General features: G+C 64.6%; 25 protein-coding genes. 8 read left to right on the plus strand and 17 right to left on the minus strand.

Annotated features, from left to right (window positions below):
* Nucleotides 1-115 precede the first annotated feature (115 nt).
* Together hisB and NED97_RS19435 are read left to right on the plus strand one after the other, a co-directional pair.
* Nucleotides 116-703 (plus strand): imidazoleglycerol-phosphate dehydratase HisB, encoded by a 588-nt coding sequence (gene hisB, locus NED97_RS19430; RefSeq protein WP_252488652.1) that lies wholly within the window; start codon nt 116-118, stop codon nt 701-703.
* 68 nt (nt 704-771) lie between these two features.
* Nucleotides 772-1275, plus strand: coding sequence for an amino acid-binding protein (locus NED97_RS19435; RefSeq protein WP_252488653.1), 504 nt, complete (start codon nt 772-774; stop codon nt 1273-1275).
* A 19-nt stretch (nt 1276-1294) separates the two neighbouring features.
* Here NED97_RS19435 and NED97_RS19440 read toward each other — a convergent pair whose 3' ends face one another.
* Complete coding sequence (locus NED97_RS19440; RefSeq protein ID WP_252488654.1) at nt 1295-1690, minus strand: DUF7522 family protein; 396 nt, start codon at nt 1688-1690, stop codon at nt 1295-1297.
* Between the two features lie 169 nt (nt 1691-1859).
* Here NED97_RS19440 and NED97_RS19445 point away from each other — a divergent pair, with 169 nt between their 5' ends.
* On the plus strand, nt 1860-2468 hold the full coding sequence (locus NED97_RS19445; RefSeq protein ID WP_252488655.1) for an IMPACT family protein: 609 nt from the start codon (nt 1860-1862) through the stop codon (nt 2466-2468).
* A 9-nt stretch (nt 2469-2477) separates the two neighbouring features.
* Here NED97_RS19445 and NED97_RS19450 read toward each other — a convergent pair whose 3' ends face one another.
* The 4 genes from NED97_RS19450 to NED97_RS19465 form a co-directional block, all read right to left on the minus strand.
* Entirely contained in the window at nt 2478-3356 is an 879-nt protein-coding gene (locus tag NED97_RS19450) for a hypothetical protein (protein WP_252488656.1), read from the minus strand.
* A 53-nt stretch (nt 3357-3409) separates the two neighbouring features.
* On the minus strand, nt 3410-6124 hold the full coding sequence (locus NED97_RS19455) for a TRAP transporter permease (protein ID WP_252488657.1): 2715 nt from the start codon (nt 6122-6124) through the stop codon (nt 3410-3412).
* On the minus strand, nt 6121-6612 hold the full coding sequence (locus NED97_RS19460; RefSeq protein WP_252488658.1) for a DUF1850 domain-containing protein: 492 nt from the start codon (nt 6610-6612) through the stop codon (nt 6121-6123). Before NED97_RS19460 ends, NED97_RS19455 begins: the two co-directional genes overlap by 4 nt.
* 66 nt (nt 6613-6678) lie before the next feature.
* Nucleotides 6679-7716 (minus strand): TAXI family TRAP transporter solute-binding subunit, encoded by a 1038-nt coding sequence (locus tag NED97_RS19465; RefSeq protein ID WP_252488659.1) that lies wholly within the window; start codon nt 7714-7716, stop codon nt 6679-6681.
* 270 nt (nt 7717-7986) lie between these two features.
* On the opposite strand from NED97_RS19465, the gene NED97_RS19470 reads away from it, so the two are divergent.
* Nucleotides 7987-10065 carry a S9 family peptidase gene (locus NED97_RS19470; RefSeq protein WP_252488660.1) on the plus strand — a complete coding sequence of 693 codons (2079 nt, stop codon included), beginning with the start codon at nt 7987-7989 and terminating at the stop codon, nt 10063-10065.
* Between the two features lie 156 nt (nt 10066-10221).
* The gene (locus tag NED97_RS19475) at nt 10222-10383 is read left to right on the plus strand and encodes a YgaP family membrane protein (protein WP_252490662.1); all 162 of its coding nucleotides are present in this window, start codon (nt 10222-10224) and stop codon (nt 10381-10383) included.
* Between the two features lie 108 nt (nt 10384-10491).
* On the opposite strand, the gene NED97_RS19480 is transcribed toward NED97_RS19475, so the two are convergent.
* Nucleotides 10492-10722: a hypothetical protein gene (locus NED97_RS19480; RefSeq protein ID WP_252488661.1), complete on the minus strand. Its 231-nt coding sequence runs from the start codon at nt 10720-10722 to the stop codon at nt 10492-10494.
* Between the two features lie 111 nt (nt 10723-10833).
* Here NED97_RS19480 and NED97_RS19485 point away from each other — a divergent pair, with 111 nt between their 5' ends.
* Nucleotides 10834-11547, plus strand: a complete 714-nt coding sequence (locus tag NED97_RS19485) for a hypothetical protein (RefSeq protein ID WP_252488662.1) — start codon at nt 10834-10836, stop codon at nt 11545-11547.
* An 18-nt stretch (nt 11548-11565) separates the two neighbouring features.
* On the opposite strand, the gene NED97_RS19490 is transcribed toward NED97_RS19485, so the two are convergent.
* From NED97_RS19490 to upp, 4 genes are all read right to left on the minus strand, one after another.
* Complete coding sequence (locus tag NED97_RS19490; protein WP_252488663.1) at nt 11566-13410, minus strand: carbon starvation CstA family protein; 1845 nt, start codon at nt 13408-13410, stop codon at nt 11566-11568.
* Between the two features lie 223 nt (nt 13411-13633).
* Nucleotides 13634-14008 (minus strand): hypothetical protein, encoded by a 375-nt coding sequence (locus NED97_RS19495; protein ID WP_252488664.1) that lies wholly within the window; start codon nt 14006-14008, stop codon nt 13634-13636.
* A 50-nt stretch (nt 14009-14058) separates the two neighbouring features.
* Entirely contained in the window at nt 14059-14379 is a 321-nt protein-coding gene (locus NED97_RS19500; protein ID WP_252488665.1) for a hypothetical protein, read from the minus strand.
* Between the two features lie 124 nt (nt 14380-14503).
* Nucleotides 14504-15181, minus strand: a complete 678-nt coding sequence (gene upp / locus NED97_RS19505) for a uracil phosphoribosyltransferase (RefSeq protein ID WP_252488666.1) — start codon at nt 15179-15181, stop codon at nt 14504-14506.
* Nucleotides 15182-15347: 166 nt separating this feature from the next.
* On the opposite strand from upp, the gene NED97_RS19510 reads away from it, so the two are divergent.
* Entirely contained in the window at nt 15348-16064 is a 717-nt protein-coding gene (locus NED97_RS19510) for a DUF5828 family protein (protein ID WP_252488667.1), read from the plus strand.
* 41 nt (nt 16065-16105) lie between these two features.
* Here the strand turns inward: NED97_RS19510 and NED97_RS19515 are convergent, their stop codons facing one another.
* Genes NED97_RS19515 through NED97_RS19525 form a run of 3 tightly spaced genes read right to left on the minus strand, consistent with a single transcriptional unit; the run spans nt 16106 to nt 18450 of the window.
* Nucleotides 16106-17272, minus strand: a complete 1167-nt coding sequence (locus NED97_RS19515) for a pyridoxal phosphate-dependent aminotransferase (RefSeq protein ID WP_252488668.1) — start codon at nt 17270-17272, stop codon at nt 16106-16108.
* A gap of 31 nt (nt 17273-17303) precedes the next feature.
* Nucleotides 17304-18308 carry an agmatinase family protein gene (locus NED97_RS19520; RefSeq protein WP_252488669.1) on the minus strand — a complete coding sequence of 335 codons (1005 nt, stop codon included), beginning with the start codon at nt 18306-18308 and terminating at the stop codon, nt 17304-17306.
* The gene (locus tag NED97_RS19525) at nt 18301-18450 is read right to left on the minus strand and encodes a hypothetical protein (RefSeq protein WP_252488670.1); all 150 of its coding nucleotides are present in this window, start codon (nt 18448-18450) and stop codon (nt 18301-18303) included. The genes NED97_RS19520 and NED97_RS19525 overlap by 8 nt, the downstream gene beginning before the upstream one ends.
* A 143-nt stretch (nt 18451-18593) precedes the next feature.
* On the opposite strand from NED97_RS19525, the gene NED97_RS19530 reads away from it, so the two are divergent.
* A complete protein-coding gene (locus NED97_RS19530) occupies nt 18594-19628 on the plus strand; it encodes an NrpR regulatory domain-containing protein (protein ID WP_252488671.1) in 1035 nt (344 codons plus the stop codon).
* On the opposite strand, the gene NED97_RS19535 is transcribed toward NED97_RS19530, so the two are convergent.
* The 4 genes from NED97_RS19535 to NED97_RS19550 are packed head-to-tail and all read right to left on the minus strand — an operon-like array spanning nt 19625 to nt 24549.
* Nucleotides 19625-20455 carry a nitrilase family protein gene (locus NED97_RS19535; RefSeq protein ID WP_252488672.1) on the minus strand — a complete coding sequence of 277 codons (831 nt, stop codon included), beginning with the start codon at nt 20453-20455 and terminating at the stop codon, nt 19625-19627. The two genes, NED97_RS19530 and NED97_RS19535, sit on opposite strands and share 4 nt — an antisense overlap.
* A complete protein-coding gene (locus NED97_RS19540) occupies nt 20452-22353 on the minus strand; it encodes an ABC transporter permease subunit (RefSeq protein ID WP_252488673.1) in 1902 nt (633 codons plus the stop codon). The genes NED97_RS19535 and NED97_RS19540 overlap by 4 nt, the downstream gene beginning before the upstream one ends.
* Nucleotides 22354-23442, minus strand: a complete 1089-nt coding sequence (locus tag NED97_RS19545) for an ABC transporter ATP-binding protein (RefSeq protein WP_252488674.1) — start codon at nt 23440-23442, stop codon at nt 22354-22356.
* A 6-nt stretch (nt 23443-23448) separates the two neighbouring features.
* A complete protein-coding gene (locus NED97_RS19550; RefSeq protein WP_345781211.1) occupies nt 23449-24549 on the minus strand; it encodes an ABC transporter substrate-binding protein in 1101 nt (366 codons plus the stop codon).
* Nucleotides 24550-24785 lie beyond the last annotated feature (236 nt).

Consider the following 24785-nt stretch of genomic DNA (forward strand, 5'->3'; position numbering starts at 1 on the left):
TGTTTCTTTGATCGAGAGTGTCTCGGAGTTACCGGTCCGAATCCCGGTAGATCTGACGGGCGGAGCAGTCGAGACGAGCGGAACCCCCTTGTACCGGCGGCGGTATCGATGCGGCATGAGCGATCGGACAGCAACGGTGACGCGCGAGACGGGCGAGACGTCGATCGAGTGTACCATCGCGATCGACGGCAGCGGCGACGCCGACGTCGAAACCGGAATCGGCTTCTTCGATCACATGCTGGCGTCGTTCGCCAAACACGGCCTGTTCGACCTCGAAGTCGACTGTGACGGCGACCTCGAGATCGACGATCATCACACCGTCGAGGACGTCGCGATCGTCCTCGGGACGGCGATCGACGAAGCGCTCGGCGATCGGTCCGGGATCGTCCGCTACGCGGACCGGCGCGTGCCGCTCGACGAGGCCGTCGCTGGTGCCGTCGTCGACGTCAGCGGCCGGCCGCGCTTTTACTTCGACGGCGCGTTTTCGCAGGACGAGATCGGCGACTTCACGAGCGACATGGCCCGTCACTTCGGGGAATCGCTCGCGATGAACGCCGAACTCACCCTCCACCTCGAGGTCGACGGCGAGAACGCCCACCACGAGGTCGAGGCGCTGTTCAAGGCGCTCACGCGGGCGCTCGACGACGCGACCCGGATCGACGAGCGGCGCGACGGAGCGCCGAGCACCAAGGGGACGCTCTAGGGTCGACGGGCGGGCGCACGGACCGACCACCGATCATTATACCACGGCCGGCGTACACCCGGTACGGAATGTTCGACGAGATCATGGAGAAGTTCGAGGGCTCGCCGAGCCAGCAGGCGGTTATTCGCCTGCTGCTCGAGCGGGGCTTCTCCGTCAACGACGACGGCCGGGTCGTCTCCGGCGGCATCGAGATACCGAACACGGGAATCGCCCGCGAGATCGACGTCGATCGGCGGGTCGTGGACTCGACGACCGACGCGATCCTCGAGGATCCGGAACTGCGTCGGATCTTCCAGAACATCTCGCAGGTGCCGAGCCTGATGGACCTCGCACCCGTCCTCGATCTGACGGTGCTATCGATCGCGGTCGACAACGCCGAACAGGAGGGGATCGTCGCCCGGATCACGGGAACGCTCGCCGACCACGACATCTCGATCCGCCAGACTATCAGCGAGGATCCGGAGTTCACCGACGAGCCACGACTCTACCTGGTGACCGATCAGGATCTGCCGGGCGACGTCATTACCGAAATCCGCGACCTCGAGTTCGTCCGGAAGATCGAACTGCAGTGAGTTCGGACGCGGCGGGCCGTCACTCGCCGTCTGCCGGCCGCTCCTCGTCGAGGACGGCCGCGAGTGCGCTCGTGAGTTCCTCGAACCGTTCCATCGACATGTCGTCGGTCGTCACCCAGACGCCGTGTGGCTCCCGGATAACCCGCGACAGGTAGCCGTTCTCGAACATCCGGATCGTCGCCTGGTACTCGCCGAGTTGGGTGTCGCGGTAGGCGGACTGGGACCGAAACCCCATTCGTTCGTGCTCTGCGAAACCGATCAGATCGGCGGTTCGGTCGAGATCCGACCGGAGGTACACCTGTTCGACCGTTTCCTCGGAGAAGTAGGTGATACTGCGAAGTTCGTCACCGACGGTAGTCCGACAGACGCTGCGTAACTCATCGGCAAACTGTGGATCGATGGACTCTCTCGCCATGCTTATTCATACCATAGAAGCAGTAATAGCATAGTAGGTCGGCTTGAATAACACACTGAGCTTCGTGCGCCGCCAACTCGGCGACCGATAGCGGGGACCGATGGGCTCTTTTCGGTGGCCGGAATAGCGCTGGCATGATCGAACCGGGGCGCGAGCGGGGTGGACGCGCGTGAGCGAGACGTACCGAACCGTCGCCGAATCCGCGACCGCCAGTTTCGTCGTCCGGGGATCGGAGTTCATCGGGCACGTTCGACCGGTCGAGTCCGTCGACGCCGCGGAGGGGTTCGTCGACACCGTCCGGACGGAGTACGCCGACGCGACCCACAACGTTCCCGCCTATCGGGTGCGAGCCGATTCCGAGGGGGAGTTCCTGCGGGAGTACTCGAGCGACGACGGCGAGCCGTCCGGATCGGCGGGTAAGCCGGCGTTAAACGTCCTCGCTCAGCAGGACATCGAGAACTGCGCGGTCGTTGTCACCCGCTACTACGGCGGGACGAACCTCGGCGTCGGCGGTCTCGTCCGGGCTTACTCCCGCGCGGTGAAGGAGGCCGTCGAGGAAGCCGGAATCGTCGAGGAGCGTCCTCACGAGCGGGTAACCGTCACCGTCGAGTACGACGACTCCGGGACGGTACGAGGAATTCTGGAGAGCGAGGGACTCGAGTTCGACGCCGACTACGAGGCCGACGTCTCCTTTTCGGTCCAGGTCCCCGTCGAGGAGGCCGAGGCACTGCGGGATCGACTCCGGAGTGCAACGAGCGGGCGGGCCGACCTCGAGTGAGGAGACCGATCAGTCCGCGGTTCGATTCCGACCGGTGGCGTTCGGACGGGTTCGCTCGATCGCATCGCGGACGGCCTCGAGGTCCTCGAGTTCCGACCGCTCGAGGCGGACGTCGAACAGCCCGCGGTCGAGGACCAGTTCGTCGTCCCGCAGTCGGACGTGCGAGACGTCCGCCCAGGGGACGAACGTCTCCGTGAACGGTCGTCGTTTGACGAACCCGTTCTCGTAGACCCGGATTTCGGGCCGGACGCCCCATTCGATCCGCCATCGGCCCTCGATGATACCGGCGACGATCCAGCCCAGTACGATCACGATCCACGCGGCGGCGGCGGTCCAGTTCCCGTTCGCGGCACTGGCGATCACCATGAACAGCCAACCGAGAGCGACGAGCGTGTAGGCCCTTCCTGCCCTCGGCGGCGTCCACCACCACGAGTCGACGGGGTCGGCGGCGACGACGGCGTCGACGTACCGCGTCCGGGCCAGTTCGGCGACGACGTACCCTAACACGAGGAGGCCGGCGGCTGACACGGTCGCGACGAGGGAAAGCGCGGACTCGAGCGAGAGCCACCACGAGGCGACGGCCACCGCCCCGAACGGGGCGGCCGGAACGGATAGCGACGCGCGACGGACTCGACTCCTGCCGAGTCGAATCGCCAGCGTTCCGTCGATCCTCGCGGCAGCGATGCCCGCGAGGAACCCGCCCGCGAAGCCGATCAGGTAGATTCCGGCGAGGGCGGCGCTCGAGACGGCCTGCAGTGTGGCAACTGCAGTTACGAACCCCGCGACGAGCACGCCCGTATAGAGCCCGAAGAGCGTCTGAAACCACACGTTCGAGGAGCGCGGCCGGTGGTCAGCGTCGATCGGCTCGAGTCGGTTCGAAGGACTCACGGCTCGATCTACGTCGAACAAATTAAAATAATGACTGGAAAAGGGGGCCCGGCTCAGGCGTCACCGGCAGCCGGGGCGGAAACGTCCGCGTCGGCTTCCTCGAGCGACGCTCGCGACCGGTTGCGATAGGAGAACCCGACGAGAAGCGCCAGGCCGACGACCCGAAGCGGGAAGGTAATCGAGAAGATCGTCAGTGCCGAGGGGACGCCGGCGAGGGTGAGAATTCCCTCGACGACGAGCAGGGGAATCTCCGGCACCATCAGCAGGACCGAGGAGATCGAGTAGAGCACTCGACTCGTGGAGGTGACTTTCGAGTACTGGTAGCCGATGATCGTCACGCCGAGCGCGTACACTCCGAGGAACATTCCGATGATGGGAATCACGACCTCCGGGAGGAAGTAGCCGACGTCGGCGATGTCGGCCCAGCCGACGAGTCCCCACTCTCCGTCGGTGTAGCGATAGAACAGGATCCCCGGCGAGAAAACGAACGCGAACGGGACGAGAACCTTGTTCAGCGAGAGCAGGAAGGCGATCGCCGCCGTTTTCATCTCGTCAGCCTTGGCGACGCCGGCGCCGGCGAAGGCGGCGACGGCGACCGGCGGCGTGACGTCCGCCATCAGCCCGAAGTAGAGGATGAAGAGATGGGCCGCGATAATCGCCATTCCGGTGGCCTCCAGCGGCGCTTCGAGCATCGCGACCAGAATGATGTACATCGCGGTCGTGGGCATCCCCATCCCGAAGATGATCGAGGCGACACCCGTCAGGCTGAGCAGGATCAGCATCGAATCGCCGCTGACGGAGGCGATGAGCGCCGCGAGGTTCGGCCCGAGTCCGGAGACGCTGATGACTCCCGGGACGATTCCCGCCGCAGCGACGGCGATGACGACCGTTGTCGCGGTTCTAGCGCCCGAATCCATCGACTTCAGGATGAACGCGCCGAACCGATACGCCGTGTTGCCCGACAGCTTCGGTCGGCCGAGCGTCTCGGCACCCTTCTCGGCCGCCTCGTCGACCGTCTCGTTGAACTCGAGCAGGGGAGCATCGACGCGCGGTCGGACGAGCAGGAAGGCGACGGAGACGAGGATGGCGATGATCCCGAGGTCTGACACCGCGGCCGTCGCGGCAGTTCCGAGCGGGAGCGGCTCGGCCGTCTCGAGACCCGCCGCGTTCTGGACCGCAGTGGCGATTCCACCGCCCGTGGTCGCGTAGGCCGCCGCCTGGACGAAGTAGAGCCCCCCGATCGAGGCGAGCAGCGGGAGCCGCGTCCGTTCGTTGTACGCGGCGACGACCGCGATCAACGCGATCACGGCGACGATGGTGAACCAGCCGGCGCGATTGATCGAGAGACGGGCGACGATCAGGTAGTACAACAGCAGGACGATCGGGATCAGGTAGAACCAGCCGCTCCGGAGGCTAGAGCGAATTTCCGGAAGTTCGGATCGGGGGAGGCCGCCGATACCGCCCCGGACGGCTTCGAAGTGGACCATGATCCACATTCCGAAGAAAAAGGCGATCGCCGGAAGCGTGGCAGCGATGATCACGTCCGCGTACGGCGTTCCGGTGAATTCGACGATGAGGAACGCCGCCGCCCCCATCACCGGCGGGAGCATCTGGCCGCCGGAGGACGAAGACGACTCGACCGCGCCGGAGAACTCGGGCGAGTAGCCCGAGCGCTTCATCAGCGGAATCGTGAACGCGCCCGTCGTCACCGTGTTCGCGATCGACGATCCCGAAAGCATTCCCATGAAGCCGCTCGAGACGACGCTCGCTTTCGCCGGTCCACCTTTCTTCGTCCCGGTCGCGGAGTACGCCATATCGATGAACCACTTGCCCGCGCCGCTCATCTCGAGGAAGGCGCCGAAGAGGATGAAGATGTATATGAACCGGACGCTGACGGCGACGGGAGTGCTGTGAACGCCCGCCTCGGTCGTGTACCAGAGGTTGTAGACGATGTTCCCCCAACTGTCCGGCTGGATCGCCAGCGCCCCGACGATCGAGTCCCGAGGGACGAGATATCCCCACCGGGCGTAGACGATGAACGAGGCGACCAGCGACATGAGCAACGCGCCGAGCGCCCGCCGGGTCGCCTCGAGCACGAGCAGAAGGCCGAGGACGCCGAGGAAAAATCCGTAGGAGACCTCGTTGAGCGGGACGCCGAGCGAAGCGAGAGCCGTCACGGGAATTTCGAGCCAGGGGTACACGTCGTGGACGGCGGGACCGCCCTCGAATCGGCGGTAGGCGTACTGCTGGTTGATCACCTGGTATTCGGTCGCGATGTAATAGGCGGGCAACACCGAGAGGAAGACGAAGAGAACGTCGATAGGGGTAACCCGCTTCATCTCCGGATCGAGAACCATCCAGCGGACGGTCTCCGCGACGGAGACAGTTGCGCGGGTGAGCGGATGTTCGTCGCCGAACCGGCTCCTGACGGCAGGTTCGACCCGGCCGAGTTTCCGGGCGACGAATCCGTCGCCGCGACTCGCCGGAAAGAGGAGGAACGCGAGCACCAGCGCGAACGCCACGTGGATCGCATAGACCTGTAGCGGCTGAAAGCCGACGAGGTACACCTCGCCTACTACCGGAAGGTCCGCCGCGAACGTGTTTCCTCGAGCAGCGATCCACATCTGGAACGCCGAAAAGGCGATGCCGATCAAGGTGACGATCAGGGCCGTCGCGCCTCGATGGGTTCGGCGTCGCTCGACCTCGTCGAGCAGCTGCTGCTTTTCCTCCTCGCTCATCGTGTCCGTGTCTTCAGTGTCTATACTCATTCGCTGATATCGATTAGCTCGTAGCTGTGGTCCGCAAACATAGTTTCGAGTCGAGACTCGAGCGCATCTCGGGCGTTGGCGTCGATGAGAGACAGGACGACGTTACCGTCCGTCCGGTCGACGAGATCGTACCGTTCGCCGTTGACGACGAGTTCGTGACCGGCGATCGATCCCGGTGACACCCGCAGTTTCTCGTACGTTCCGGTACCCTCGACGACGAATCCCTCGTCGGTTCGTTCGACGTTTTTCGTCGGTAAGCCCGCACCGTGTGAGTGAAACACCATCCGCTCCGCTCGCAATTCGGGCCAGTCGACGACGTAGACGTCCTCGACCGGCGTCCGCTCGACGCTGTGCATGTACTCGAGCGCTACTTCGTCCCCGTCGTCGACCGGAATTTCGAGCAACCGTTCCTCCGAGTCGGCGGCGTCGACGACCAGAGTCCGGTCGGCCGCAACCGACGAGAGAGCGACGGTCGATGCTCCGGCCACCGCACAGACGGAAGCGATGAATTTCCGGCGACTCAGAGGGTTCACAGTAGTGATTTGACGGTAGCGTTATTCGTCTTCGCCGTTCTCGTCCTCCTCGTCGGCGTCGCCGAAGTACGCCTCTGCACCGGGGTGGAGGTCGATCGGCATCCCGTCCTGAGCCGACTCGACGTCGATGAACTCGCTCTGCGTGGAGAACTCGTCGACGTTATCGAACAGCGCCGTCGTTACTTCCTCGATGACTGCGTCGTCCATCCCGTCGTGAGTGGCGAGCATCGCCTGGACCGAGACCGTCTCCACGTCGTCGTCGACACCGTCGTAGGTGCCGCCGGGAATGGTGTCCTCGGCCAGCCACTCGGCGTCGTCCAGGAGCTGCTCGCGGATGTCGCCTGTGACCTCGACGAACGCGATGTCCTGAGTCGTCGCGAGTTCCTCGACGGAACCCACCGGCCAGCCGCCGACGACGACAGCGGCGTCGATGTCACCGTCCCTGATCTGGTCGGCTGCCGTCCCGAAGTCGCCGCTCTGCTCGTCGTAATCGTCGATTTCGGCCGTCTCGAGGATCTGGCGAGCGTTGACCTGCGTCCCGCTCCCGGCGTCGCCCGTGTTGACCGACGCACCCTCGAGATCCTCGACGGACTCGATACCCGAGTCCGCCTGGGTGATGATGTGAATCGTCTCCGGGTAGAGCGAAGCGATGCCGCGGAGGTTCTCGACGGGTTCTCCTTCGAACTCCTCGATGCCCGTTCCCTCGTACGCGAAGTAGCCGATGTCGTTCTGAATCAGGGCGAGTTCGGCGTCTCCGCGGGCGAGACTGCCGACGTTCTCGACGCTGGCGCCGGTCGACTGCACCTGGATACCATGTGGCGTGTGGTCTTCGACGATAGTCTTCATGTCGCCGCCCAGCGGGTAGTACGTCCCCTCGGTTCCGCCGGCGTGCAGCGAGAGGATTTCGCCACCCTCGTCAGGGTCGGCCTCCTCGAGGTCCTCGTCGTCGCCGTTTCCGTCGTCATCGACGGCGTCCTCGCCGATACAACCTGCGAATCCAGCGATTCCAGCAGCCCCACCGATCGCGACGAACTCGCGTCGCTTGATATGTCGAACCATACTGAATATATAATGTGGAATTCGTTAATAGCTGCTTCGGATTTTGCCCGTTCGTTAATATTGCAACGATTCCAGTAATAAATAACACACCGGTGAATCACTCGGCGCCGTGTTCGCCGACACTCGAGGCGGAGAATCCGCAGACGGGAGCGGTGAGTACGCGTTCAACGATCATCACGAAACGGACAGATTCGTGTCAACACGTGGCGGTTGTGCTCTGAGACCGATACGAATCGAAATACTTTCACGCCCTTCACGACGGTTGTTGGCATGAAGCAGATCGAAGCAGCCGATTATCACGACGTGGTTCGCGTCGCGGATCCGCAGCCCGCACCCAGCGGCGAGCGGGTCGCGTTCGTGCGAAAGACTCCCGAGGACGACGAGACGGACGACGCGACGATCCACGTCGTCCCCGTCGGCGGCGGCGAGCCCAGGCAGTTCACCGCCGCCGACGGCGTCGACGGGGAGCCCCGGTGGAGTCCCGACGGCACTCGACTCGCGTTCGCCAGCACGCGCGGCGAGGGCGACCGACAGCAGCTGTGGATCCTCCCGACGACCGGCGGCGAGGCGCGGCGGGTCACCGGCGTCGTCGGCGGCGTCAGCGGTCTCGAGTGGAGTCCCGACGGCACTCGCCTCTGCTTCACCCAGCAGGTGAGCGAATCCGACCGCGAGGAAGGACGCGACTACGCGGTCGACGCGGAGTACGAACCGGAGACGCCGGACCCGCGGGTGATCGACCGCATGATCTACCGCGCCGGGACGGAGTACGTCGACGGCCGGCGGAACCACGTCTACGTCCTCGACGTCGAGGCGGCGCTCGAGGGCGACGTCGATCCCGCGGACGAGGACGACGACGGCGCGGGCGACGCGATTACCCGGCTCACCGAGGGAGACACCGACTACGTCGGAGCGACCTGGGGCGACAGCGAGACGGTCTACTACGCGGCCAAAACCGGTGAGCAGCCCGACGACTCGATCGCGTACGATCTCTTTGCGCACGACCTCGAGACGGACGGGACCGAAGCCTTCACGCAGACGACGGGCTGGATCGGCGCGCTCGACGCGACCGAAGACGGACGGGTCGCGTTCGAGTACACGCCCGAGGAGGGAATGACGCTGCGCCAGACCGAACTCCGGGTTCACGACCGTGAAAGTGGGACCGAAACCACGCCCACCGAACCGCTCGACCGAACGATCAGCCACAAATCGAGCTTCGAGTGGGGGCCGGACGACGATCTGCTCTACTTCACCACGCCCGACGAGGGTTCGCAAGTCCTCTGGTCGGTGCCCGGCGACGGGACCGACGCGCCGACGAGGATCTACGGCGACGGCGTCACCGTCGAGGCGTTCTCGGTCGGGAGCGACGCCGTCGCCTACGTCCAGAGCGAGTGGGACCATCCGGGCGACGTCTTCGCTACAACTCGCGGCGGCAACGAGACGACGCGGCTAACCCGCATCAACGACGCCTACCTCACCGATCGAGCGGTCTGCCAGCCCGAAGAGGTGTGGTTCGAGAGCGAGGGAACGGAGATTCAGGGCTGGATCCTCACGCCGCCGGACTTCGACCCCGACGAGACGTACCCGCTGATCGTCGAGATTCACGGCGGCCCCCACTCGCAGTGGACGACCGCGGGGACGATGTGGCACGAGTTCCAGACGCTCGCCGCGCGCGGCTACGTCGTCTTCTGGTCGAACCCCCGCGGATCGACGGGCTACGGCGAGGATCACGCGAGCGCCATCGAACGCGACTGGGGCGACGTCACCCTGACCGACGTGCTCGCGGGCGTCGACGTCGTCTGCGAGCGCGAGTACGTCGATTCCGAGGAGCTGTTCGTCACCGGCGGGAGCTTCGGCGGCTTCATGACCGCGTGGACGGTCACGCAGACCGATCGCTTCCGGGCTGCCGTCTCCCAGCGCGGCGTCTACGACCTCACCGGATTCTACGGCTCGACGGACGCGTTCAAGCTCGTCGAAGGCGATTTCGGCACGACCCCCTGGGAGGAGCCCGACTTCCTCTGGGAGCGCTCGCCCGTCGCTTACGTCCCGAACGTCGAGACGCCGACGCTCGTGATACACTCCGACCGGGATTACCGGACGCCCGCGAACACCGCCGAACTGTTCTACCTCGGGCTACAGAAACACGGCGTCGACACGCGACTCGTCCGATACCCCCGCGAGGGACACGAACTCTCCCGCAGCGGCGAGCCCGGTCACGTCGTCGACCGCCTCGAGCGCATCGCTCGCTGGTTCGACGGCTACTCGGAGTCCCACGAGTCCCCGCCCGCACTCGAGCGCGAGCGAGACGCCGACCTCTCGGCCGAAGCGAGCGAGAACGACGCGGACGAGTAACGCTGACAGGGAGCGTTTCCACTCGAGTCCCACGATCGAAACCACCCGACTGAACCGTGGTTCGACCGGAAACGAAGGGGTTCAGGGAACGGATCTACAGGACCGACGCTTCTACGATCAGATACGGAGCGAAACGTCGGCGGCTTCGACCGCGCGCTGCGAGTCGTGCCCGGTGCCGCCCTGCTGATCGTCGGCTACCGGAACCGAGAAAGAACGGCCGGTAGCCTGGCGTTCATCGCCGGGAGCGACATCGTTGCGACCGCAATCATCCAGCGCTGTCCGGGAAACACCGTATTGGGGATCGATACCTGCCAGTAGCGCCAACGGCGTCGACGAATCGACCGACTCACCGATTGTAGGGGACCGCGAGAAAAACCACGACGACAGCCGCCGGGATGCCCGACGCGCAGCGACAGCAGGTGCCACTCACTCCGACCGGGGACCGTAGGCGAGGCGGCTCCCGACGTCGTCGAGCCACCGTCTGAATCGGGCCATGAGGACGACGTGTGGCGAGACGCGGCGGAGTTCCGCGTCCTCGAGTTCGATGCGTTCGCCCTCGATGATCTCGCGGTCGCTTCGGGCGTCCTCGGTCGCGTCGAGGACGGTGGTCATCGAACAGCGACCACAGGCTTCCGCGCGGTTGTCGGAATCGGTCATCGGCGAACGGTACGAGCGCAATCGCGTTATGTCTTGTGTCACTCTATCACGCATCGGCCAGGTATATGCTACTAAGGAACATACGATAAGAGCGTTCGACCGACTCCGACCATGAGCGAGGATCGAGATCCGACCGATGTGCAAAGTCCGGACGTGAGCAGCGAGTCACGACTCGATGGCGGCGCCGACGAACGCGAGCGGCGCGCCGAGACGAACATCGACGAAACGGACGTCGACGAAACGGGGATCGACGACCGGCCACCTGACGTCCCGCGCTGGGAGGACGAGTACCTCGCCGCCGTCGCACGGCGGCTGTGGAGCCACTACGACCTCGAGCGGGAGTACCGCGTCGCCGGCGAGTCGTTCGACCTCTACGGGAATCTCCGGATCGAAACCGAACGACACGCCTTCCACCCCACGGTCCGGTTCGCCCGCCACCACTCGAACGAGCACCTGTTCGTCCGCCGGGAGCCACGGCCGCGCGTCGAGACGCTCGAGAGCCTCGAGTCCCTGGGCGAGACGATCGCCGACGAGTGGATCGACGCCGACGAACACCACTTCAGCACCGACTTCACGTTCGTCGTCGTGGCGACGGAGATTTCCGACGCTGTCGGCGATTTCGTCGAACGGTATCGGAATCGAACGCTAATCAAGTTCGGCTACTACGGCCACTACGAGATCAACCTGATCGTCGTCGCACCCGACCGCGAGCAACTGGTCTCGAGCGACGGGGCCGGCGTCGCGAAGGCGTTCCGAACCTGGCAGCCGATCGAGCGCAACGAACTCGGCAGGGTAGGGCGATTCCTCGACTGGATCACCCGATAAGAAGCGGAGAGCCGATCCTCAGTCGTCGTCCGAACCTGGAGCGATGGCGTCGGTTCCGAGTCCGGCGCGCGCGTCGCGGATATTGTTCAGTCCCAGGTACAGCAGGCCGATCGCGAGCACGATGAGGACGACTGCGATGATGCTCTGGAGCGCCCGGGCGACGTTGGCGTAGGTGAGCGACGGATCCGCCAGGATCGCCTGCGGGTTCCGCCAGAGACCGATCACGGCCAGCGCGACGATGGTAACGCTGACCATGAACACCATCGGGGCCCCGGTCGTGAGCAACTGCTTCGACTCGTCCGCGTTGGCGAGCCAGACGGTCGCGACGAGCAGCGCGAGCGACGCCAGCAGCTGGTTCGCGCCGCCGAACAGCGGCCAGATGTCGCCCCACGTTCCGGAGGCGACGAGCAGGTAACCGCCGAACGCGCAAACCGCAGAGCTCACGTAGCGGTTCGCCGCGAACTCCTGCGTGGTCGACTCGGGTGTGCCGACGAGTTCCTCGATCATGTACCGTCCGAGCCGAGCTGCCGTGTCGGTGCTGGTCAACAGGAAGCTGACGAACACCAGCGCGACGAAGATCACGCCGATCATTACGCTGATCCCGAGCGCGGAGATGAGCGCGCCACCACCTGCCGGGAACGTCGCGATCGCCTCCATGAGCCCCTCGGTCGTGGCGGAGATGATCACCACCGCGAGAATCGCAGTCACCGCGAGCAGTCCCTCCGCGAGCATACCACCGTAGCCGATGAGTCGGGCGTCCGACTCCTTGTCGAGCTGTTTCGCCGTCGTCCCCGACGAGACCAGCGAGTGGAAGCCGCTGATGGCTCCGCAGGCGATGGTCACGAACAGGAAGGGGAACAGCCAGCCCAGCTCCGGATGGACGAAGCCGGTGTACGCCGGTACCTCGGTGACCAGCCGATCGACCTGGACCGACTCGACCCCGGCGGTCGCAATCGAGATTTCGACCGATTCGAAACCGATTACGCTGCCGACGATCGCTCCGAGCAACATCGCACCGATCCCGACGTACAGCAGCGTCGACGTGAGGAAGTCACGCGGCTGGAGCAAGACCCACACCGGCAACACCGCGGCGGCGAAACAGTAGAGCGCGACCACGATCGCCCACAGCGCGGCGTTCGGGTTCGTCTCGGCGGCGAGCGGGAGCCACTCCCAGGCCGCAGCGTCGCCGAGCAGGACGATCGTCCCCTCCGGAAGCAACCCGGTGTCGGCCATCGCGATCGGGTACTGAAGGCCGACCCAGACCCCCGCGAACACGCCCGCGGTGAACAGGAGCGCGCCGGGCCAGAACGGCAGCTGGAACTGGTACAGGTACACCCCGAACAGCAGCGCCAGCCCGATGTAGATCATGCTCGCCGTCGCCGCCGCCGGGTACGCGTTGAACACCGTCGCCACCAGGAAGATGAACGCGGCGATCACCAGGATGACCAGCAGGAACGCGAACCACAGCAGCATGTTCTTTCCCTGCTCACCGACGTACTCGCCGATGATGTACCCGATCGACTTCCCCTCGTGACGAGCGCTCGAGACCAGCGCCATGAAGTCGTGCACCGCGCCGAAGATCGGGTTCCCGATCGCGATCCACAGCAACGCGGGGAGCCAGCCGAAGGCCGCGACGGCAGTGATCGGGCCGGCGATCGGTCCCCCGCCGGCGATCGAGGAGTAGTGGTGCCCGAGCAGGACCGGCTTCTCCGAGGGAACGTACTCCTGTCCGTCGCTGTACCTGTGCGCCGGCGTCTCTCGACTATCGTCGAGATCCGTCAACGAAGTGAGATATCTCGAGTACCCGATGTACCCGATCGTGAACGCCACCAGTATGAACAGCACCATCCAGATGACTTGCATGGTATGTGTGCCCCTACCACATCGACGGAGTCGCGTACAATAAAATTATTTAGTCTAAAAAATTGAAATTATATGGTTCGGTACTCGCTGGTCGTGTTTTTTGAATCTTTCGCGGTGATTCTTACGAAATCGGCGGCGGCCCGATTCTCGGTGACGGCTGAACGACCCGACGGTCTCCCGAGTCGAAAGAACCGACCCGTCCTCCGCGAACACCGCGGTCGGTTCAGAGCGGATGGAACTGTTCGCCCTTTCGCTCGAGCAGCGACCAGCGGTCCCACGTGCGGCGCTGCCACGCTTCGTACTCGTCTTCGAGGTACGGGAGGAACTCCGCGGTGTAGTACGAAACCGGGCTGGGAACGCCGAACGCGTCGGGAAAACACGCGAGCAGGAACGCGTCCTCCAAGTCCTCGGCCTGGGCTTCGACGATCTCGTAGGTCGGGTGCGAGATCATCCCGTGATACAGCCCCCGGATCCACGTGTCCGCGACCTCTCGGTCGACGACCAGCGAGGTGATCCCCAGTATCGGGCCCTCGTACGCGCGGCGAACGAACGCCAGCACCCGCTGCCGGTACGCGTCGATCCGCGCTGCCAGGTCCATGCCGTGTGTTACCAGCCCGTGTCGAATAAGGATGTCGTCCCCCGGGATCGCTAGCGTACCGACGCGAGTAATACGAGCAACAACAACAGCGCGATACCGATCAGGATCGCGTAAAACAGCCGCTGTAGTCGATGTTCGACGGGAACTCGCTCCCGACGCACCGGGTCGTTCGCCCAGACGAGGTGGTAGTACGCGGCGACGGTCGCGAGGAGAAAGCCGACCGAGGCGACGACGAGTGCAGCGGCGGTGGAGACCCCGAGTTCGCCGAGATAGATCGGGACCCAGGCGTAGCTCACCAGGAACGCGATGCAGACGACGACGAAAAACGGAACCGGATCGATCGGCGTTCCGTCTCGATTGCGCAACCGCACAGTATCAACGGCCGCGTCCCGAATCGGACGAGCACTCGGCGGAGATGGTGATTCGACCCATGTGGTACGTGCGCCCCTCACGCGTCGGAGCGGCAAAGACACCGGGGTCGAACCGGTCCGCCGACTACGTCGTCCGGAACGCGCGATCGCCGGCGTCGCCGAGACCCGGCACGATGAAGCCGTCTTCGTCGAGGTGGTCGTCGATCGACACCGTCAGGAGGTCCGCCTGGGGGAACGCCTCGTCCACTCGGAGCAGCCCCTCCGGCGCGGAGACCGCGGAGAGCACGATCAGGTTCTCCGGATCGGGCGAGTTCTCGACGACGTGCTCGAGGACGGTACACATCGTACTCCCGGTCGCGAGCATCGGATCGGCGATGATCACCGTGTCCTCCTCGTGGATCTCGGGCAGTTTGACGTAGTCGACCGTGATCGGGAACGAGCCGTCCTCGTCCCGACCGGCCTCCTCGTTACGGCTCGCGCTGATGACGCCCTGGCGGGCGCGCGGGAACGCCTTCAGCAGCCCCTCGACGAACGGCGTCGCCGCGCGCAGGACGTTGATGATCACGACGTCGTCGAGCCCCCGGACCCGTTCGCCCATCGTCGGCTCGAGGGGCGTCTCGATCTCGACGTACTCGGTTTCCATCCGGCCGTCGATGACCTCGTAGCCGCAGATGCGGCCGAGTTTGACCAGTCCTTTCCGGAAGCTTACCTGTTCGGTTTCGACGTCCCGGAGCTGTGAGAGCGTGTGTTTCGCGAGCGCGTGCGTGACGAGGTACGCATCCTCCCGATCTTCGATCGTCATTACCCGAATGCGAACGCGCCGGGAATTTTACGGTGTCGGTCCGTCTCGAGCACCGGACACCGCGTGATGGTGCCCTATCTCGCGTGTGATCGGGTGACGTAACAGTGTCGTTCCCACGCAGCGACGAAGTTTATACTCGTCCATCTCATAGGGATCGCCCAACCGAATGGAAGAGAGCATTTCGGGGTTCAAGATACGCGGTGACTGGGGTGACGTCGTCGAACACGGCGAACGCATCACGCGCGCGCTGCGGAACGTGGGTGTGCACGACCCCGATCACGACTACGGCGCCCGCTTCGCCCGCGCCTTCGAGGAGTGGGACGAGTGGCGACCCAAGGCCCACGAGACACTCGAAACGGACGTCAGCGAGAAGACGGCCGATCAGGCGAGCGTCGAGGAGGGAAAGGGCGAACGGGCCGGCAAGGAGCCCGACGAGGACCTGAAGACCGCCGGCGAGAAGCTCTCAGAGTCGTACGAGCGCCTCGAGCGGGACGACGCCGACGCCGCGGTCGACAACTGGAAGGAATCGATCGACTACGTCGCGCGAGCGGCCGACTCGGCGAGTCGCAAGGCGCTGCGTCGCGTCGAGGACACGGTCTACCAGAACGTGATGACCCAGCTCGCGCCGTACTACTTCGACAACGAACTCATCAGCGCGAACATCCAGCAGTCGACGCGCGGCGAGGGCGAACAGTTCATTTTCGAGGTCAACGTCAACGACGACGTGCTAAAGGAGAACGTCTCCGACCGCCTCACCGAGTTCGAGGACGAGATCGATCGCTGGCACGTCGAGGTCGAGAAGGACACCGAGGCCGCCGAAGCGATCGAGGGCGTCGAACCGCCGCCGGAGCCCGAGGACAACTCGAAGTCGACGACGAACTGAAGACGGCCGGTCGAACCACTCCTCGGTTCAGAAAGGACTTCTCACCACCAGCGGTTCTCTATCAGCCGGTCGATAGCCTCCTCGAGGGTCGCCTCGTTTCGCGAGAACGTAAACCGGATCCAGTCGGCCTCGACGTCGGGATCCGTGTAGAAGCTGCTGCCGGGAACGGCGGCGACGCCGGCCTCCCGGATCAGCCGGTAGCAGAACTCGATATCGCTCTCGTCCGTCGGGTACCGCGTCATGATGTAGTAGGCACCGTCCGGTTTGACGGGGTCCAGTCCCGCCTCGAGTAATCCGTCGTAGAGGAGGTCCCGGCGCTTCTCGTAGGAGTCGGACAGCTCGTCGTAGTACGAGTCGGGAAGCGACAGCGCTTCGACCCCCGCCCGCTGGAACGGCGTCGGCGCGCAGATGCTCGTGTAGTCGTGGATCTTCCGGAGTTCCTTCGAGAGGTACTCGGGGGCGAGACAGAAGCCGACCCGCCACCCGGTAACGCTGAACGTCTTGGACATCCCCGTACAGACGACGGTCCGTTCGGCGAGATTGCCGACCTCGACCGGACTGCAGTACTCCTCGTAGACGATGTGCTCGTAGATTTCGTCGGTCAGCACGATCAGGTCGTGTTCGACCGCGATCTCCTCGATCGTCTCGAGTTCCTCGCGGGAGAAGATTTTCCCGGTCGGATTCATCGGCGTATTGAGAACGAGAATCCGGGCGCGCTCGGCCGCCTCGGCGAGACGCTCGGCGTCGATCGTGAGGTCGTCGGTGATGTCGAGGGGGATCGGCGTGGCGCCGGCGAACTGGCTCGCCGGGATGTAGCTCTCGTAGACCGGCTCGAAGTAAATCACCTCGTCGCCCGCTCCCGCGAGGGAGAGCATCGTCGACATGATCGCCTCGCTGGTGCCGCTGGTGATCGTGACCTCCGTCTCGGGGTCGTAGGTGACCCCCTTCCACTCGGCGTAGCGTTCCGAGACGGCCTCCCTGAGTTCCGGCAGCCCCCAGGTGATCGTGTACTGGCTGTCGGTGTCGATCGCCTCCTTCGCGGCGGCTTTGATCTCGGGCGGCGTCTCGTCCTCGTCGGGGATCCCCTGGGACAGGTTGATCGCGTCCTTTCGAATCGCCTCCCGGGTCATCTCGCGGATCACCGATTCGACGACGGTGTTCGTTCGCTCGGTTCCGATCGGGGGTGCTGTCTTCGGCTTGTTTACCATGAATGGGTAGGTGGGGTTTCGGTCGATCGGCTCACTCCGCGAACTGCCGTTCGAGCAGCGTGACGAGAAGATACGCCGCGAGTCGTTCGGTACCCTCCGTGGCGTCGTACCGCGGCGCGACCTCCATCAGGTCGGCCGCGCCGACGGCGTCGGCCGCTCCGAGTACCTCCATCGTTCTGAGGGCCTGCTGGGCGGTCAAGCCGCCCGGAACGGGTGTTCCAGTTCCCGGCGCGACGCCCGGATCGACGGCGTCGATGTCGAACGAGACGTACACCGCGTCGGTGTCCGCGGCGGCCGCCGCGATCGCATCTTCGACCACGGAGACGATCCCGTCCTCCTCGACGTCGCGCATCGTGTAGAGGTTCAGTCCCGTCTCGTCGGCGAACTCGAAGAACTCGGGCGATTCGTAGCCGCGAATGCCCACCTGACTCACGTCGCTGTACTCGGTGTGCGGCGAGTCGGCGATCAGCGCCGTACTCGAGCCGTGGAAATCGGTTCCGAAGACGGGGCTTTCGGAGACGGTGTCGGTGTGCGCGTCGATCTGGACGAACCCGACCCGGTCGTGGCCGGCGCCCTCGGCGAATCCGCGGACGGCGGGGAACGTACAGTAGTGGTCCCCGCCGAGCACGACCGGAAACGTCCGGGCCGCGACCGTCGCCACGTGAGCCGTAATGCTCTCGGCCGTCGTCTCGCTGTCCATCGGGAAGATCGGCACGTCGCCGCAGTCAGCGACGGTGAGATCGTCGAAGTTTACCTGCCGGCCGGTCTGCATGTTCGTCAGTCCGCCCTTGTAATCGGATAGGTAGGCCCACCAGCCGCTCGCGCGCCGAATCGCCTCGGGGCCGTACCGGGTACCCGGTCGGTTCGACACCGCTCCGTCGTACGGAACGCCGAGCGCGGCCGCGTCGACGTCCGAGACGTCGTCGATCTCCCGCGGGTCACCCTTCAGAAACGTCTTGAGACCGGCGTAGGCGAGTTCGACGGACGAACCGGAAACCGACTCTCGGAACGCCGCCGCTGGCGTTTTCTCAGTCATCGATCTCACCCGCCTCCTCCTCGAGCGTGCGATCGTCGGCTCGCTCGACGGGAACGTCGGGATCCGTCCAGATCGGAGTTCCGGACTCGTCGTAGCGTGACTCTACCGCCCCGTTGCTCGTGTACGGCGTTTCGGATGTCATGTGTGGTGGCACACCATTGCCACCGTATTCTTTTTTTACGGAGGCTAAAAGGTTCCCCCGAGACGGATCGCAGTCGGGTGAGTACGGGAGGGTCCGTCGAAACCAAAGCTTGGTGTCGGTTCCGCCCCACTGTGGACGTATCAATGGCCCCGGATCTGGACAGACGAACGTACGATCTCCTCCGTCTCGTCGATCGGCACGGACCGATCGGCAGCATCCAACTCTTCGAACTGCTGCAGTTACACGGATACGACATCAAGGACCGAACGATCAGGCTGCTGCTCTCGGAACTCGACGATCTCGGATTGACCGAGAAGGTTCCCGGTCGGGGTCGCCGGCTGACGGCGAAAGGGCAGTCGGAGCTGGAGAAGGGCGACGTCAACAGTCGCCTCGAACAGCTTCGGGCCCGAATCGCCACGCTCACCAGTCACGTCAGTTACGACCCGATCGACGACAGCGGCGTCCTCGTCGCGTCGGGCGCCTTCCTCTCCGAGGCGAACGTCGACGCGGCGCTCGAGCTCGTCGACCGACTCGAGGAGCTCCCGCTCGGTCCGATCCCGGTATCGCTCGAGGAGAGCGCCGATAGCGAACCGGGGGAGTTCCGCCTGGTCACCTCCTCGAGTATCACCCTCGACGGCGTGTTGCTCGCCCACGGCGTCAACGCCAGTATCTCGAACTCCGGCGTGCTCGAGTACGAGCCGACCGAACCCGACTCCGAGGAGACCTTCGCGGCGGGATGCGGCGGCCAAATCCGACGCTACGTCGACGTAATAAACGGCGAAGGGTCGTCGATCGACGTCATCTCCCTTCTCATCGAAGCCGGTCGAACCGATATCGCGGCCGTCATCGAATCGGAAGGGTGTGGCCTCCTCGTCGGGGATAGCCGCGAGTTTCCGATCAACCGGTACGAGGAGGCGCGCGACCTTTCGGTGGCGACCCAGCGATCGCTCGGCGGCGTGATCGACTTCCGGCGACCGCGCGAACAGGAACACCTTCCCAGCGGCACCTCGGCCTGGGCCTTCGGCTCGATCACGTACGTCGGCGCCGGCGAACTCCTGCTGACCGCGCTCAGCGAGTACGGACTGGCGGAGTCGTGGGAAACGCTGTACGGAACGATCGAACGAGTCGAGCTCGAGCCGGTTCGAGCCGTCCTGAGCGAGCCTCCACTCGACGACTAATCGAGGTCGTAGACGTCCGGCCGACGGTCGGCGAGCGCGTCGTCGTAGGCAGTCAGCGACTTCGTTCGTGCACGCTCGAGATCGCAGTCGGCCGTGATCGCGTGCGAGCCCGTCGTCGGGGCCGGTCCTGCGAGCGGTATCCCGTTCGGATCGACGACGACGCTCTGTCCTTCGAAGGAAACGCCGCGTTCGGTTCCGGCACGATCCGCACACGCGACGAAGACCCGGTTCGCGTTCGCGTGTGCGACCGCCTGGTGAACGCCCATCGTCCAGCCGGCGGGACGGGCTCCCTCGCTCGATCCCGGGACCCAGTTCGTCGGAACGGCGACGAGATCCACCCCCGAGCGGGCCTGCGCGGTCGTCAACTCGGGAAACCACAGGTCGTTACAGATCTGGACGCCGATCCGACCGAACGGCGTCTCGAACGTCGGTACCGCTCCGCCGGGCTCGAACCACCGTTTCTCCTCGTTCCACAGGTGGAGCTTTCGGTAGCAGCCCTCGAGACCGTCCGGCGAGACGACGAGCGCACTGTTGTAGAACGAGCCGTCCTCGACCTCGACGAATCCGCCGACGATCCACGTCTCCGTCTCCGCCGCGACCGCCGCCCACTCCCGGGCCGTCGCGCCGTCGCTCGGCTCGGCCATCGTTTCCAGTTCGGCGCTCGACTCGAAAACGTATCCCGTCGTCGCCAGTTCCGGCAGGACGACGAGGTCGGCGAGCGCGTGCTCGCGGACGGCCTCGACCGTCCGCGTTCGGTTCCGCTCGACGGCCCCGAACTCGGGCACCGTCTGAACGGCGACGACAGTCGCCTCCGCTGCGCCGATCACTCCCAGATCCCCCCGGACATCCGATCGATCGCGACCATGACGACGACCGTGAGACCGATGAAGACGACGCTCGCGGCTGCGATGGTCGGCGAGTAGCCGTACCGGAGCGAGTTGAAGATCTGTATCGGGATGGTGTCGACGAGGAACAGCGACAGCAGCCAGGCGATGATGTACTCGTTCAGCGAGAGGATGAACGCGAACAGCGCGCCCGAGACCACGTTCGCCCGCAACAGCGGGTAGGTGATCGTCCGGATCGTCCGGATCGGTCCCGCTCCGAGATTCATCGCGGCTTCCTCGTACGTGCGGTCGAGTTCGTCGAGTCCCTGCGAGATCAGAATGAACGGGAACGGGGCGTAGAAGATCCCGTGAGCGATGACGATACTCGATCGGGTTCCCGCGAATCCGAGTTCGAGGAAGAAGACGAGAAACGCCACGCCGACGATCACCGGCGGCACCAGGATCGGGAGCACGCCGAAGGTCCCGAAGACGGTGTTCCACCGGTATCCGTATCGATCCAGTGCGAACGCCAGCGTCCCGCCGATCGTCGTGCTGAGGAGCGCAGCGGCGGCGGCGATACCCAAGCTGTTGATCAGGGCGATGAGCCACGACGGACTGGTGAAGAACTCGACGTACCACTGCACCGAGAACCCGCCCGGCGGGAACGTGAGGAACTGTTCGGGCGTAACCGATACCGCGATGATGATCGCGAGCGGCGCGGCGATGAAGGTCATCACGGCCGCGACGTACAGCCGACTCGTCGTCCACAGCACGCGCTCGCGGGTCCGGGCGTCGACCGTCGAAACGACGGCGTCGAGGCGCGCCCCGATGCCGCCGACCACGCGCGCGAGTCCCACGGCGTCGGCGATCGAACCGAGGCCGCTTCGCACTCGAGCGCCGACGCCCGACGACCGAGCGTAGGTGCTCGAGTCAGGTCGACCGCTGTCGGGTTCCGCAACGTCGTTCCCGCCGAGACTCGCGGCGGTCATGTTCGTGACCTTGACCATCACCCAGAGGAAGGCGAGAACGACGGCGATCAGCCCGATGCTCATCGCCGCGCCGAACGGGTAGTTCTGCTCGCCCATGATCTGGGCCTCGATCAACACCGGCAGCGTCCGCTCCGCGGAGCTACCGAGCAGTCGGGGCATGACGTACGCTCCCAGCGCGAGGATGAACACCAGCGCCGTTCCGCTGACGATTCCGTTTCGCGACAGCGGGAGCGTCACTCGGCGGAACGTCTTCGTCGGCCCCGCTCCGAGGTTCTTCGACGCCTCGAGTAGCTCGCCGTCGATATTCCGGATGCTGCTGTACAGCGTCAGTATCATGAACGGGAGGAACACGTACACCATCCCGACGATGAGCCCCCAGTATCCCGGATAGAACGAGCGCGGCTCCGAGAGGAGACCGAGGGCGACACCGGTCGAGCTCAGAACGCCGCCGGACGCCAGAATCACCTGCCAGGCGTACGCTCTGATCACGTACGTCACCCACAGCGACGAGATGATCGTGAGCAACAGCAGGCTCCGGAGCCACGGGCGATCCATCCGGGCAAGGTAGTACGCGATCGGGTAGCCGAGCAGCAGCGAGGCGATCGCGGTGACGAGCGAAATCTCGATCGTCAGCCACAGCTGCCTGAGATAGAGATTCGTCTCGAGCGGCGGCCACCCGAGCGAGAAACTCATTTCGATGAACCGCGCGTAGTTGTCGAAGGTGAACCCGGGACGGTACGAGCCGCCGGGGATGTTCGCGTAGAAACTGAACACGACCAGCATGCCGAGCGGCACGAGGAAGACGGCGACGAGCCAGAACAGCGGATACGCCAGCGCGTACCACTTGGCCCCGGCTTTCAGCCCCGCACGGCCCGATTCGCCGGCCTTCGCAGACGACGATTTCGTTCCCATTTACGCCTCCACGATCCGACAGTTGTCGGCCTCGGTGTGGATCGACACCCGATCGCCGGCCGACCGTTCGTCCGTACCGCTCCGTCGAACGACGACGAGTTCGCGGCCGTCCTGGGTTTCGATCTGATACTCGATGCTGCTGCCGAGATGTCGTTTGAACGTGATCGTCCCCTCGAAGGCGTTTTCGGTCGCGGTCCGACCCGCGCCGTTTGCAGTCGCGTCGTCGATTTCGAACCGCTCCGGGCGGACGACGACCGACACTGACTCGCCGGGTTCGATGCCGTTTCGACTCCGGGCTCGGATCGTCGTCCCCTCGCAGTCGACGGTCGCGTACCCCTCGTCGACGCTCGTCACCGATCCGTCGAAGAGGTTCGCCGTTCCGAGGAAGTCGGCGACGAATCGCGTCTCGGGGTCGTTGTACACCTCTTCCGGCGGGCCGACCTGTTCGAATCGTCCGTCGTTCATCACGGCGAGTCGGTCGGACATGGTTAGCGCTTCCTCCTGATTGTGCGTGACGAAGACGGTGGTGATCCCGACTTCCTGTTGAATTCGGCGCAGTTCGACTTGCATCTGTTCGCGGAGCTTCTTGTCGAGGCTCGCGAGCGGTTCGTCGAGCAACAGCGCGTCCGGTCGGGGTGCGAGTGCGCGAGCGAGCGCGATCCGCTGCTGTTGGCCGCCGGAGAGCTGGTCGGGCGTTCGGTCGGCGACGCCCGGTAGTTCGACCAGTTCGAGCATTTCGTCGATCCTGGCGTCGATCTCCTCGTCCGTGTAGTCGCCCGACACCTCCATCCCGTACGCAACGTTCTCGTAGACGGTCATGTGAGGGAAGAGCGCGAAATCCTGGAACACCATCCCGGTGTTTCGCTCGTACGGCGGCGCGTCGGTCACGTCCGCGCCGGCGATCGAAACCGTCCCCTCCGTCGGTCGTTCGAAACCGGCAATCGTCCGCAGGGTGGTCGTCTTCCCGCAACCCGACGGACCGACGAGGGTGACGAACTCGCCGCTTTCGATGTCGATGTCGACGCCTTTGACCGCGAGGACGCCGCCCGGATACTCCTTCGTGACGCCCGAAAGTGAAATTCCACTCATCGATCGTCAGCCGATAATGAACTCTTCCCACCGCTCGTTGACCCACTCTTCTTCCTCGAGGTAGAGATCGTAGTAGGGAACGATCGCCTCCTCCGGCCCCGGACCGGCGACCTCCTCGTACGTCTCGTCGTCGAGTTCCGAGTGCTCCCGGTCGATCACCGGTGCGGTGAACAGGTTCTCGGACAGCGTGTCCTGCACCTCGGGCTGACTCGCGTAGTCGATGAACTGTCTGGCCTCCTCCGCCAGGTCGGTCGTCTCGAGGGTAACCCACGATCCGGAGTCGAGCACCGATCCCTCTTCGACGAAGTTCGACTGGACCGGCGCACCGTCCTCCTGCATAACCTTCGTGATGTCACTGTAGAGCATCCCCGCGGGCACTTCGGCGTCTCTGAGTCGCTGCTGGAATTCCGGTTCGTTCTCGTACCAGAAGTTCGCCTGGTCGGTGACGCCCTCGAGTTCCTCGAACACCTCTTCGACGCCGTCTCGATCTTCGAGGGTTGCCTGACCGTCGAAGTACAGTTCGGCGGTAATATCGAGCAGGAAGGAGTTCGACGCGAGACCGAGCAACCCCATCTGGTCCTCGTACTCGTCGTCCCAGAGCGCCTCCCAGCTGTCGATCGGCTCCTCGAATACCTCGGTGTTCTGGACGAGGTTGATGTACCACGAGAGCGCGCCGACGCTGGCGATACCGCCGTCTCGCTCCTCGATAAGGTCGTCGCTTATGTACTGGAGGTTCTCGAACTCGCTGTCGTCCTCCCAGATGTGCCACAGGTCGGAGTTCAGTCCGCGAAGGACCCCGACCGTCGACATAATCGCGACGTCGACTGGGGCTTCGCCGGCACCGACGGCGCTCTCGTACTGGGCCAGCGCTTCCTCGGCCGTCGGTTGTTCCTGGGACTCGGCCTCGAAGTCGACCTCCTCGTTGAACGGTCCGAAGAGTTCCTCGTCCATCACCCTCCGAAAAAGGCCTCCGTACACCGCGACGGTCAGTGTCTCTTCCTCCAGAAATCCTGTACACCCCGCGATCCCCCCGAGGGCCACAGCGCTCCCCGTCGCTGCCGTCGTTCGAAGGAATTCCCGCCGCCCGTGTGTTTCTAGTCCCGGCATTATATTGCCACCGTATCGGAACTGTTGCCGACAGCCGCACATAAAGCTTCCCACGTTAAAACACACCATACGTCGAGTAGACGGCCGAACGGTGCTCGTTTCTTTCATTCGCAGACGCCGCAACGGTCGAGTCGTCTCGAGCGAGCAATACCGACCCGAAACTCGAAACCAGTAGAAAGGACGCACATCGTTCGATGCGATCGATACGGCCCAAAAGTCTACTCGGTCGTTCCGAC

The sequence above is a fragment of the Natronococcus sp. CG52 genome (assembly GCF_023913515.1).
In the GTDB taxonomy this organism is placed as follows: Archaea; Halobacteriota; Halobacteria; order Halobacteriales; family Natrialbaceae; genus Natronococcus; species Natronococcus zhouii.